12 protein-coding genes are annotated in these 12399 nt (G+C 74.2%); all 12 read left to right on the plus strand.

Annotation, left to right across the window (positions count from 1 at the left end):
- The first annotated feature begins 16 nt into the window (after positions 1-16).
- Positions 17-1174 (plus strand): NAD(P)/FAD-dependent oxidoreductase, encoded by a 1158-nt coding sequence (locus tag ACIPK4_RS29965; RefSeq protein ID WP_402318275.1) that lies wholly within the window; start codon positions 17-19, stop codon positions 1172-1174.
- A gap of 67 nt (positions 1175-1241) precedes the next feature.
- Positions 1242-1556, plus strand: a complete 315-nt coding sequence (locus ACIPK4_RS29970) for a (2Fe-2S)-binding protein (protein WP_327279117.1) — start codon at positions 1242-1244, stop codon at positions 1554-1556.
- Positions 1537-2967 carry an NAD(P)/FAD-dependent oxidoreductase gene (locus ACIPK4_RS29975; RefSeq protein ID WP_402318278.1) on the plus strand — a complete coding sequence of 477 codons (1431 nt, stop codon included), beginning with the start codon at positions 1537-1539 and terminating at the stop codon, positions 2965-2967. Before ACIPK4_RS29970 ends, ACIPK4_RS29975 begins: the two co-directional genes overlap by 20 nt.
- A 75-nt stretch (positions 2968-3042) precedes the next feature.
- The gene (locus ACIPK4_RS29980) at positions 3043-3966 is read left to right on the plus strand and encodes a dihydrodipicolinate synthase family protein (RefSeq protein WP_402318281.1); all 924 of its coding nucleotides are present in this window, start codon (positions 3043-3045) and stop codon (positions 3964-3966) included.
- A 17-nt stretch (positions 3967-3983) separates the two neighbouring features.
- Positions 3984-4988: a proline racemase family protein gene (locus ACIPK4_RS29985; protein ID WP_402318284.1), complete on the plus strand. Its 1005-nt coding sequence runs from the start codon at positions 3984-3986 to the stop codon at positions 4986-4988.
- Positions 4985-6025: a proline racemase family protein gene (locus ACIPK4_RS29990; protein WP_402318287.1), complete on the plus strand. Its 1041-nt coding sequence runs from the start codon at positions 4985-4987 to the stop codon at positions 6023-6025. Before ACIPK4_RS29985 ends, ACIPK4_RS29990 begins: the two co-directional genes overlap by 4 nt.
- A complete protein-coding gene (locus tag ACIPK4_RS29995; protein WP_402318289.1) occupies positions 6022-6981 on the plus strand; it encodes an ornithine cyclodeaminase family protein in 960 nt (319 codons plus the stop codon). Before ACIPK4_RS29990 ends, ACIPK4_RS29995 begins: the two co-directional genes overlap by 4 nt.
- A gap of 56 nt (positions 6982-7037) precedes the next feature.
- Positions 7038-7748, plus strand: coding sequence for a GntR family transcriptional regulator (locus tag ACIPK4_RS30000; RefSeq protein ID WP_054225988.1), 711 nt, complete (start codon positions 7038-7040; stop codon positions 7746-7748).
- A 454-nt stretch (positions 7749-8202) separates the two neighbouring features.
- Positions 8203-9945: an ABC transporter substrate-binding protein gene (locus ACIPK4_RS30005; RefSeq protein WP_054225987.1), complete on the plus strand. Its 1743-nt coding sequence runs from the start codon at positions 8203-8205 to the stop codon at positions 9943-9945.
- Positions 9946-9967: 22 nt separating this feature from the next.
- A complete protein-coding gene (locus ACIPK4_RS30010) occupies positions 9968-10996 on the plus strand; it encodes an ABC transporter permease (RefSeq protein WP_402318292.1) in 1029 nt (342 codons plus the stop codon).
- A complete protein-coding gene (locus tag ACIPK4_RS30015; protein ID WP_376202747.1) occupies positions 10993-11979 on the plus strand; it encodes an ABC transporter permease in 987 nt (328 codons plus the stop codon). Before ACIPK4_RS30010 ends, ACIPK4_RS30015 begins: the two co-directional genes overlap by 4 nt.
- A partial coding sequence (locus ACIPK4_RS30020) for an ATP-binding cassette domain-containing protein (protein ID WP_402318295.1) occupies positions 11979-12399 on the plus strand: 421 nt, incomplete at its 3' end. The genes ACIPK4_RS30015 and ACIPK4_RS30020, both read left to right, overlap by 1 nt.

Genomic DNA, 12399 nt, shown 5'->3' on the forward strand with positions numbered 1-12399 from the left:
GTGACATATTACTGCCGTGCCCAACAGACATTCACTGGACGTCGTGATCATCGGCGCCGGCGTCGTCGGCGCCGCGATCGCGTACTACGCGGCCCGCTCCGGACTCTCCGTGGCCGTCGTCGACCGCGGCCCCGTCGCGGGCGGCACGACGGGAGCCGGTGAGGGCAACCTGCTCGTCTCCGACAAGGAGGCGGGCCCGGAGCTCGACCTGGCCCTGCTGTCGGCCGGCCTGTGGCGCGAACTCGCCGCCGTCCTCCCGCAGGAGATCGAGTACGAGGCCAAGGGCGGGCTCGTCGTCGCCCCGGACGAGGCTTCGCTCAAGGCGCTGCGCGATTTCGCCGAGGGCCAGCGCGCAGCCGGGGTCGAAGCCGTCGAGGCGGGGGCCGACGACCTGCGCACCCTGGAGCCCCACCTGGCCCCGGGGCCGGCGGGCGGATTCCTCTACCCGCAGGACTCCCAGGTCCAGCCGGCCCAGGCCGCGGCCAGGCTGCTGGCCGCGTCGGGGGCGCGGGCGTACCTCGGCGAGGAGGTGACCGCGGTCCTCCGGTCGCCCGGCGGGTCGGGTGCCGTGCGCGGGGTGCGGACCCCGCGCCGCGAACTGCACGCACCCGCGGTGGTGAACGCGGCCGGCACCTGGGGCGGCCGCATCGCGGAACTGGCCGGGGTGTCCCTTCCGGTGCTCCCGCGCCGCGGGTTCGTACTGGTGACGGAACCGCTGCCGAGGGTGGTCCGGCACAAGGTCTACGCCGCCGACTACATCGCGGACGTCGCCAGTGGATCGGCGGCCCTCCAGTCCTCGGCGGTGGTCGAGGGCACCCCGTCGGGGCCGGTGCTGATCGGGGCGACTCGGGAGCGGGTCGGCTTCGACCGCTCGCTGTCGGTGGAGGCCCTGCGGCGCCTCGCGGTGCAGGCGGCCGCGCTCTTCCCCGTCCTGCGGGACGTGCGCGTGCTGCGGACCTACCACGGTTTCCGGCCGTACCTCCCCGACCACCTCCCGGCGATCGGCCCGGACCCCCGGGTCCCGGGACTGCTGCACGCCTGCGGCCACGAGGGCGCGGGCATCGGTCTGGCGCCCGCCACGGGCCTGCTGATCACCGCTGCCCTGACGGGCACGCCAACGCCCCTGCCGCTCCACCCGTTCCGCCCGGACCGCTTCCCGGAGCCCACCCCGTGACCGCCCCGGACCCCGGTCCTCGCGCGCCGCACGGGCCGACACGCTCCCCCGCGAAGGAGAACCACCGATGAGCCGGACCCCGCGCACCCTCGTCGGCGGCGCGCCCACCGCCACGTACGTGCTGCGCTTCGACGGGCGGGAGCTCACCGCCCAGGCGGGGCAGAGCATCGCCGCCGTGCTGTGGGGCGCCGGGATCCTCGCCTGGCGGACCACCCGTGAAGGCGGCGCCCCCCGCGGGGCGTTCTGCGGGATCGGCAGCTGCTACGACTGCCTCGTCACCGTCAACGGCCGCCCCAACCAGCGCGCCTGCCTCGTCCCCGCCCGCCCCGGGGACCGCGTCACCACCCAGGAGGGAACCGGTCATGCCGAGCTCGGCGTCTGACGCAGCCCCGGCCGACCTCGCGGTCGTCGGCGCGGGCCCCGCCGGGCTCGCCGCCGCCGTCACGGCCGCCGGGTTCGGCCTGCGTGTCGTCCTCCTGGATGCGGGGGAGCGCCCCGGCGGCCAGTACTACCGCCACCCCGCGCCGGGGCTCGGGGCCGCCCGGCCCGAAGCCCTGCACCACGGGTGGGCCGCCTTCGCCTCGCGCGAAGCCGCCCTGCGCGCCCACGTGGCGGCCGGCCGGATCACCTACCTCCCGGGGCACCACGTCTGGACCGTGGTCCCGCACGCAGCCGCCGGCGGCGGCAGGGCCTGGACCCTGCACGCGGTCGCCGGCCCCGAGGAGACCGCGGCGGCCCTGCACGCACGGGCCGTGCTCCTCGCCACCGGCTCCTACGAGCGGCAACTGCCCTTCCCCGGCTGGACCCTGCCCGGTGTCGTCGGGGCCGGCGGGGCGCAGGCCATGCTCAAGAGCGGGCTCGTACTGCCGGGCCGGCGGGTCGTCGTCGCCGGGAGCGGGCCGCTGCTGCTCGCCGTCGCCGGGTCCCTCGCGGCCGCCGGGGCCCGGGTGCCGGCCGTCGTCGAGGCCGCCGCGTACACCGGCTACGCCGGCCACGTCCCGGCCCTGCTGCGCAACCCCGGCAAGCTCGCCGAGGCCGCCACGTACGGCAGCGCCCTGCTGCACCGGCACGTCCGGCTGCTCACCCGGCACGCCGTGACCGAGGCCCACGGCACCGACCGGGTCGAGGCCGTCACGGTGGCCCGGATCGACCGCAACTGGCGGCCCGTGCCGGGCACGGCCCGCCGGATCCCCTGCGACGCCGTCGCCGTCGGCCACGGGCTCGTGCCCCAGCTGGAGCCGGCGACCGGTCTGGGCTGCGCCACGCGCCGGGCCGCCGACGGCACCGTCGCGCTGGTGCTGGACGACGCACAGCAGACCTCCGTCCCCGGGATCTGGTCCGCGGGCGAGACCGGCGGCATCGGCGGCGCCGGACTGGCCCTGATCGAGGGTGAGATCGCCGCCCACGGCATCGCCGGCCGACCCGCGCCCGCCGCCCTGGTCCGGCGCCGCGCCCGGCTGCGCGCCTTCGCCGACGCGATGGGCGCCGCCCACCGCCCGGGCGAGGGCTGGACCGGCTGGCTCCGCGACGACACCGACGTGTGCCGGTGCGAGGAGGTGCCGGCCGGCCGGATCCGCGAGGCCGTCGCCGACCTGGGCGCCCGGGACGCCCGTACCGTCAAGCTCCTCACCCGCAGCGGCATGGGATGGTGCCAGGGCCGCATGTGCGGCCCCGCCGTCGCCGCCCTCGCCGGGGAGGGCACGGCGTCCGCGGGCGGGGCACCCGACCGGCGGCCGCTGTCCTGCCCGGTCCCGCTGCGCCACCTCGCCGAACTGCCCCCGGCGGAGGGCTGATCCGCCGGTCCGGCCCCTTGTGGCCACCTCACACCCACTAGTAAAATGTCACACATCACTCTAGGGAGCTCTCTCATGACGCACGCGCACACCCCCGCGCCCACCCCGCCCCGCACCCGCCCCTGGCACGGCATCATGGTCGCCACCGCCCTGCCCCTGCGCGAGGACCTCAGCGTCGACTTCGACGCCTACGCCGACCACGTGGCCTGGCTGATCGCCAACGGCTGCGACGGCGTGGTCCCCAACGGCTCCCTCGGTGAGTACCAGACCCTCACCGACGAGGAGCGCGCCCGCGTCGTGCGCACCGCCGTCGAGGCGGCCGGTGACGGCTCGCGCGTCATGCCCGGCGTCGCCGCCTACGGCAGCGCCGAGGCCCGCCGCTGGGCCGACCAGGCCGCCGAGGCCGGGGCCGGCTCCGTACTCCTGCTGCCCCCCAACGCCTTCCGGGCCGACGAGCCGACCGTACGGGCGCACTACGCCGAGGTCGCCCGCGCCGGGCTCCCCGTCGTCGCCTACAACAACCCCATCGACACCAAGGTGGACCTGACGCCCGACCTGCTCGCCCGCCTGCACGGCGACGGCAGCATCGTCGCCGTCAAGGAGTTCAGCGGGGACGTCCGCCGCGCCTACGAGATCGCCGAACTCGCCCCGGGCCTCGACCTCCTCATCGGCGCCGACGACGTCCTGCTCGAACTGGCCCTCGCCGGCGCGGTCGGCTGGATCGCCGGCTACCCCAACGCCCTGCCGCGCTCCTGCGCCGAGCTCTACCGCGCCGCCGTCGCCGGCGACGTCGCCACCGCGCTGCCGCTGTACAAGTCCCTGCACTCGCTGCTGCGCTGGGACTCCAAGACCGAGTTCGTCCAGGCCATCAAGCTCTCCATGGACCTCGCGGGACGCCCCGGCGGCGCCACCCGCCCGCCCCGCTTCCCCCTCACCGGGGAGACCGAGGCGGCCGTCCGCGCCGCCACCGAGAAGGCGCTCGCCGAGGGCCTCAACTAACCAGCCGGGGGACCCCCATGCGCACGCGCCACATCTACCACGCGGTGGACTCGCACACCGAGGGCATGCCGACCCGGGTGATCACCGGAGGCGTCGGGGTGGTCCCCGGCGCCACCATGGCCGAGAAGCGGCTCCACTTCATGGAGCACACGGACCACGTCCGCACCCTGCTCATGTACGAGCCGCGCGGCCACTCCGCCATGAGCGGGGCGATCCTCCAGCCCCCCACCCGGCCCGACGCCGACTTCGGCGTGCTGTACATCGAGGTGTCCGGCCTGCTCCCCATGTGCGGGCACGGGACCATCGGGGTGGCCACCGTCCTCGTCGAGACGGGCATGGTGGAGGTCGTCGAGCCGGTCACCACCGTCCGGCTCGACACCCCGGCCGGGCTGGTGAGCGTCGACGTCCGGGTCGAGGACGGGGCGGCCACCGCCGTGACCCTCACCAACGTCCCCTCCTTCTGCGTCGGGCTCGGCCTGAAGGCCGAGGTCCCCGGCTACGGCACGGTCGCCTACGACCTCGCCTACGGCGGGAACTTCTACGCCTTCGTCGAACTCGACGCCCTCGGGCTCCCCTTCGACCGGGCCCGCAAGGACGACCTCCTGGCCGCCGGACTCGCCGTCATGGACGCGGTCAACGCCTCCGGCGACCGACCCGTCCACCCCGAGAACCCGTCCATCGCCGGGGTCAAGCACGTCTACCTCGCCGCCCCCGGCTCCGACGCCCGCCGCTCCCGGCACGCCATGGCCATCCACCCCGGCTGGTTCGACCGCTCGCCGTGCGGTACGGGCACCAGCGCGCGCATGGCCCAGCTGCACGCCCGCGGTCTCCTGGAGCTCGGCGCGGACTTCGTCAACGAGTCCTTCATCGGCACCGCGTTCACCGGCCGGCTGGTCGGCGAGACCACGGTGGGCGGGCTCCCGGCCGTCGTCCCCACCGTCACCGGGCGGGCCTGGATCACCGGCACCGCCCAGTACTTCCTCGACCCGTCCGACCCCTTCCCCGGAGGGTTCCTCCTGTGACCGCCGCAGCCGTACGCACCGTCGACTACCACACGGCCGGGGAGCCCTTCCGGATCGTCGACGTCGCCGCCGCCGGCCTGCCGCCCGTGCCCGGGGACACCGTCGCCGAGCGCTGCGCCACCGCCATCGGCCCCGGGGGCTCCGGGACGGCCCCGCGCCGCAGCCCGCTGGACGACGTACGGCGGCTCCTCGTGCAGGAGCCGCGCGGGCACGCCGGCATGTACGGCGGGTTCGTCGTGCCCCCGGACGACGACGGCGCCCACTTCGGCGTGCTGTTCTGGCACAAGGACGGCTACTCCACCGCCTGCGGCCACGGCACGATGGCGCTCGGCGCCTGGGCCGTCGCCGCCGGCCGGGTCGCCGCGCCCGACGACGGGGACGCCCAGGTCCGGATCGACGTGCCGTCCGGCCGGGTCACCGCGACCGTGCACCGCAGCGGGGGCCGCACCACCGGCGTCACCTTCCGCAACGTCCCGGCCCGGGTCAGCGCCCGCAAGGTGCCCGTGGCGACCACCCTCGGCATGGCCGAGGTCGACCTCGCGCACGCCGGCGCCTGCTACGCGTCCGTCGCCGCCCGCGACCTCGGCCTGGAGGTCTCCCGGGCCGCACTGCCCGAACTCGTCCGCGCCGGCCAGGAGATCAGGGCCGCGCTGGCCTCGCACCCCGGGACGTGGCACCCCGGCGGGCCGTTGCTCTCCGGCGTCTACGGGGTGGTCCTCCACGAGGAGCTGCCCGACACGCCCTTCGGGCCGCACCAGCGCAACGTCACCGTGTTCGCGGACGGGCAGATCGACCGCTCGCCCTGCGGCTCCGGCACCTCGGCCCGGCTGGCGCTGCTCGTCGAGGACGGGCGGCTCGGGGCGGGCGAGGACCTGCTCCACGAGTCGGTGGTGGGCACGGTCTTCACGGGCCGGGCCCTGCCGGGGCCCTCCCCGGACGGGCTCGTCACGGAGGTCACCGGCACGGCGTACCGCACCGGCGAGCACACCTTCGTACGCGACCCGCAGGACGCCCTCGGCGCCGGTTTCCTCCTGTGATCGCGCAGTTCACGGCGGAGGAGACCGCCGCCCTGCTCACCCCGGCCGAGGCCGCCGACGCGCTGGCCGACGCACTGCGGGCCGGGCTGGACCCGGAGAGCTGCCCGCAGCGCACCGCCTTGGCGGTCCCGGGCGGCGAGCTGCTGCTGATGCCGGCCGCGACGCAGGAGTACGCCGGGGTGAAAATCGCCGGGGTCGCGCCCGGCAACGCGGCCCTCGGCCTGCCCCGGATCACCGGCTCCTACCTGCTGCTGGACGGGCCCACGCTGCGCCCGCTGGCCCTGTTCGACGGGGCGGCGCTGACCGCGCTGCGCACCCCGGCGGTCTCGGCGCTCGCCCTGCGGTACCTGGCCCCGGCGGGCCGGGCCCTGCGGCTGGTGCTCTTCGGGGCCGGCCCGCAGGCGTACGGGCACCTCGAAGCGGTCCGGGCCGTACGGGGGTTGGCCGGGGCCGTGGTCGTGGCCCGCACTCCCGCGGCCGGGGAGCGGCTGGCCGCGCACGCCCGCGCCCTGGGGGTCCCGGCCCGTACGGGCAGCCCGGCCGACGTGGCGGACGCCGACCTGGTGCTCTGCTGCACCACGGCCCGCCAGCCCCTCTTCGACGGGCGGCTGGTGGCGCCGGGCGCGACGGTCGTGGCCGTGGGCTCGCACGAGCCGGACGCCCGGGAGACCGACACGGCCCTGGTGCGGCGGGCGGCGGTGTACGTGGAGTCGCGGGCGGCGGCGCTGCGCGAGGCGGGGGACCTGCTGGTGCCGGAGGCGGAGGGGGCCATCGGGCCCGGTCATATCAGCGGCACCCTGGCCGACCTGGTGGCGGGCCGGATGCCGGCGGCCGCGGCGGCGGGTTGTCCACAGCTCTTCAAGAGCGTGGGCATGGCCTGGGAGGATCTCGCTGTGGCGGTGGCGATGTATCGCGCCGCGGGAGGCACCACCGCTCGGGGAATAAGCGCAACGTGACATTGTACGCTGTTCCTCTGCACTCGGTGGTGCACGGCCGGTTCGGAGGAAAAGCAATGGGTGACCTGAAGCAGCACAGTCTCATCAAGGCCCAGGAACGGCTCCGCGACCAGGTCGGCCACGCCCTCCGAGCAGCCCTGATAGCGGGAGAACTGCGCCCCGGCAGCGTCTACTCGGCGCCCGGCCTGGCCGCCGAACTCGGGGTCTCCGCCACGCCGGTCCGCGAGGCGATGCTCGATCTGGCCCGCGAGGGCCTGGTGGAACCAGTCCGGAACAAGGGCTTCAGGATCACCGAGGTCAGCGAACGCGACCTGGACCAGTACACCGAACTGCGCACGATGATCGAGGTGCCGACCATCGGCCGGATCACGAAGATCGCCACGACCGGGCAGCTGGAGGCCCTGCGGCCCATCGCGGAGGAGATCGTCACCAGCGCGCGCGAGCACAACCTGATCGGCTACCTGGAGGCGGACCGCCGCTTCCACCTTTCCCTGCTCGCCCTGGCCGGCAACGACCGGCTGGTCGAAACGGTCGGGGACCTGCGCAAGCGCTCGCGCCTGTACGGACTGACGGGCCTGGACGAGGCCGGGAAGCTGGTCTCCTCCGCCGAGGAGCACATCGAGCTGCTGGACCTGATGATCGCGGGCGACGCGGAGGCGGCGGAGGCCTGCATGGTCCGCCACCTGGGCCATGTCCGCTCCCTGTGGGCCCAGGGCCGCGACGAGCCGGTCGGCCGCACCCCGGGAGGCCTCGGCTCAAGCCTCTAGGGGCCTCCCCTTGCGCCGGGGTGTCGTCTTCCGGATCGGCCGGGGATGAGCTGGAGCAGCCGTCCGTCCGATCGCCCACGCGATCGAGCACCCGGACCTCCTCGCGGGCATCGCCGCCCTCATGGGAGAGGTCGGCGCGCCCGTGCTCGGCGCCGTGCGCGCCCCGCTCCGGCTGGCCGGTGACGAGCGCCGCCGCGGGTGGAGCCGCGAAGGCGTACGCGCGCGCGACGCCGGAGCGGGCAGGCCGCGCGTCCCACCGGCTTCCGAGCGGGGGCTCGCGCGGTGGCGGCCGCCCCGGACCACAAGGTGAAAACCGGCCCGGCGCCAACTCTTAGGCCCAGCACGGTTTTTGGACACGGCTGGATAACGGCGGCGCCAGCCTCTTGTCAGTGCAATTTCACATTACTATGTTACCGGTCACATCATAGAGCGCGGCCCTTCACTGGAGTGACCCATGACCAAGCGCACCCAACTCGCCCTCGCCACCGCCCTGGTGGCGGCACTCGCACTCGGTGCCTCGGGCTGCTCCGACCCCAAGAAGGGCTCATCCGGCGCCGGCGCGAGCAACCCCGCCGCCGGCAACGACGGCAAGGTCCTCGGCGGTACGCCGGTCAAGGGCGGCACCCTCACCGTGCTGTCCAACCAGGACTTCTCCCACCTCGACCCCGCCCGCAACTGGGTGATGCCGGCGATGGACTTCGGCACCCGCCTCCTCTACCGCACGCTCGTCACCTTCAAGGCCGAGCCCGGCAAGGCCGGCAGCGAGCTCGTCCCCGACCTCGCCACCGACCTCGGCACCCCGTCCAACGGCGGCAGGACCTGGACGTTCACCCTCAAGGAGGGCCTGAAGTACGAGGACGGAACCCCCATCAAGGCGCAGGACGTCAAGTACAACGTCGAGCGCTCCTTCGCCCCCGACCTCACCGGCGGACCCGACTACGCCGCCCAGTACCTGGCCGGCACCGAGGGCTACAAGGGGCCCCTCCAGGGGCAGCACCTCGACTCGGTGAAGACCCCCGACGACCGCACGATCGTCTTCGAACTCAAGCGTCCGGTCGCCGAGTTCTCCGCCACCGCCACCCTCCCCACCTTCGCGCCGGTCCCGCAGTCCCAGGAGAAGGGCACCCAGTACGACGCCCGCCCGTTCTCCTCCGGCCCGTACAAGATCGAGTCGTACGACCGCGACAAGAAGCTCGTGCTCGTCCGCAACGAGCACTGGGACGCGAAGACCGACCCCGTGCGCAAGGCCTACCCGGACAAGTTCGTCGTGGTCATGGGCCTCAAGGGCGGCCAGGTCGACGACCGCATCATCGCCGGCGAGGGCGCTGACGCCTCGGCCGTCGAGTACTTCAACATGCGCCCCGAGAGCGCCCCGAAGGTGCTGCCGAAGCCGGAGGTCAAGGCGCGGCTGCTCGCGGAGTCCCAGGGCTGTACGGTCATGCTCCACCTGAACAACTCCCGCGCCCCCTTCAACGACCCGAAGGTCCGCGAGGCCCTCCAGTACGCCGTCGACAAGGAGGCCGTGATCACCGCGGGCGGCGGCCCGGCCCTCAACGAGGTGGCCACCGCCTACCTGCCCCCGGCGCTCTCCGGCGGCAAGCAGGCCGACACGCTGAAGATCCCGCCGGCCGGCGACCCGGCCAAGGCCAAGGAACTCCTCAAGGCCGCCGGCAAGGAGAGCCTGAAGGTCTCCCTCGCCGTCTCCACCGGCGACAAGGGCAAGGCGGAGGCCATCCAGCAGGGCCTGGCCCGCGCCGGCATCGAGGTCGTCATCGACACCGTCGACCCCGGTGCGTACTACGACGTCATCGGCGACCTCTCCACCACGCCCGACATGACCTACACCGGCTGGTGCCCCGACTACCCCTCCGGCTCCACCTGGATCCCCTTCGTCTTCGACGGACGCACCATCAAGGACAAGGGCAACCAGGGCAACTACGCCCAGTTCCGCGACGAGGCCACCATGAAGCGGATCGACGAGATCAACGCCATGGCCGACCCCAAGCAGGCCAACCAGGCCTGGATCGACCTGGACGCCGACCTCATGAAGAAGTCCCCGGCCGTCCCGGTCCTGCTGGAGCGCAAGCCGCTGCTGGTCGGCCCCAACATCGCGGGCGCCTACGGCCACCCCGTGTGGACCGGCACCATCGACTACGGCACCGTCGGCCTCAAGGACCCCTCGAAGAGCCAGGGCTGAGGACGAGGGAGCCCCCGACACCATGACCACCACCGCACCCGGAGGCGAGGCGGCCAGGACCCCGGCCCCCGCCTCCGCCCCGGCCCCGGATCCGGCTCCGGTCCGGCCCCCGGGCGGCGCCGCCCAGGACGGTCCCGCCGTGACGGCGGCCACCGGCAGCAGCCCCTGGCAGCTCGCCCGGCGGGAGCTGCGCCGCCGCCCCGCCGTCCGCGTCAGCCTCTGCGTCGTCCTCCTCTTCGTCCTGATGGCCGCCACCGCCCCCTGGCTGGGCGCGCTCGGCGGCTGGTCCCCCGAGGAGTTCGACAAGACCGCGATCGACCCCTACCTGGGCGGCCAGCCCCTCGGCTCCCTCGGCGGGATCAGCCCCGGGCACTGGCTCGGCGTCGAACCCGTCACCGGCCGCGACCTGTTCGCCCGCGTCGTCCACGGCGCCCAGGTCTCCCTCCTCATCGCCTTCGCCGCGACCGCCATCGTCGTCGTCACGGGCACCGCCGCGGGGATCGCCGCCGGCTACTTCGGCGGCCGCACCGACACGGTCCTGTCCCGGCTGATGGACCTGACCATGTCCTTCCCCTCCCTCATCTTCATGATCGCGATGCTGTCGGTGGCCAAGGACGTCAACCGGATCGTGCTCATGACCGCCGTCATCGGCCTCTTCGGCTGGCCCGGCGTCGCCCGCGTCGTCCGCGGCCAGACCCTCTCCCTCAAGCACCGCGAGTACGTCGACGCCGCCCGCGTCGGCGGCGCGAGCTCCTGGCGGATCCTGACCCGCGACATCCTCCCGGGCGTCAGCGGCCCGGTCATCGCCTACACCACCCTGCTCATCCCCGGCATGATCAGCACCGAGGCCGCGCTCAGCTACCTCGGCGTGGGCGTGCGCCCGCCCACCCCGTCCTGGGGCCAGATGATCGCCGAGTCCGTCGCCTTCTACGAGACCGACCCCATGTACTTCGTCATCCCGAGCGCCTTCCTCTTCCTCGCGGTCCTCGCCTTCACCCTGCTCGGCGACGCCCTGCGCGACATCCTCGACCCGAGGGGAGGCCGCAGTTGATCCTCTACCTCGCGCGCCGGCTGCTCGCCCTCGCGGGCGTCCTGCTCGCCATCGCAGCCGTCACCTTCCTCATCTTCTACGTCCTGCCCGCCGACCCGGCCGCGGCCGCCTGCGGCAAGACCTGCAGCGCCGAACGGCTGGCCGACGTACGCGCGTACCTCGGCCTGGACCAGCCGCTGTGGCGGCAGTTCACCGACTTCCTCACGGGCATCTTCACCGGCCGCACCCTCGGCAGCGGCCAGTACGCCGTCCAGTGCGACTTCCCGTGCCTGGGCTACTCGTACGAGAACTCCCTTCCCGTGTGGGACCTGCTGATGGACCGCCTCCCGGTCTCCGCCTCCCTCGCCCTCGGCGCCGCCGCGCTGTGGCTCGTCCTCGGCCTCGGCGCCGGGGTGGCCGCCGCCCTGCGCAAGGACACCGCCACCGACAAGGCGCTGATGGTCGGCGCCGTCGCCGCGGCCTCGCTGCCCGTCTACTTCACCTCCGTGATGCTCATCTACGGGGTGATCCGGGTCGCCGGGCTGCTGCCCTACCCCACCTACCAGGCCCTCACCGACGACCCGCTCGGCTGGGCGGCCAACCTGCTGCTGCCCTGGACGGCGCTGGCCCTGCTCTACGCCGCCATGTACGCCCGGCAGAGCCGGGGTTCCATGATCGAGGCCATGGCCGAGCCGTACATCCGCACCGCCCGCGCCAAGGGCATGCCCGAACGCACCGTCGTCGTCAAGCACGGCCTGCGCTCCGGGATGACCCCCATCCTCACCATCTTCGGCATGGACCTCGGCGGGCTGCTCGCCGGCGCCGTCATCACCGAGTCCATCTTCGGCCTCCCGGGCATCGGGCGGCTGTTCTACGGGGCCCTGGTCAGCTCGGACCAGCCGGTGGTCCTCGGGGTCACCCTGCTCGCGGCCTTCTTCATCGTCGCCGCCAACCTCGTCGTCGACCTCCTGTACGCCGTCATCGACCCGAGGGTGAGGTACTGATGGCCGCCCTGCTGGAAGTACGCGATCTGCGCGTCACGTTCCCCACCCCGCGCGGCCCCGTACGGGCCGTCGACGCACTCGGCTTCACGGTCGAGGCCGGACGGACCCTCGGCATCGTCGGCGAGTCCGGGTCCGGCAAGTCCGTCACCTCGCTCGCCGTCATGGGCCTGCACCGGGGCGCCGAGGTCGGCGGCTCCATCGCCCTGTCCGGGCAGGAGCTCACCGGGATGTCCGAGAAGGAGCTGTCCCGGCTGCGCGGCCGGAAGATGGCCATGATCTTCCAGGACCCGCTGTCCAGCCTGCACCCCTACTACACGGTCGGCGAGCAGATCGCCGAGCACTACCGCGTCCACTTCAGGGCCGGCCGGGCCGCCGCGCGCAGGCGGGCCGTCGACATGCTCGGCGAGGTCGGCATCCCAG

It is taken from the genome of Streptomyces sp. NPDC086989 (genome assembly GCF_044745505.1).
Lineage (GTDB): Bacteria > Actinomycetota > Actinomycetes > Streptomycetales > Streptomycetaceae > Streptomyces.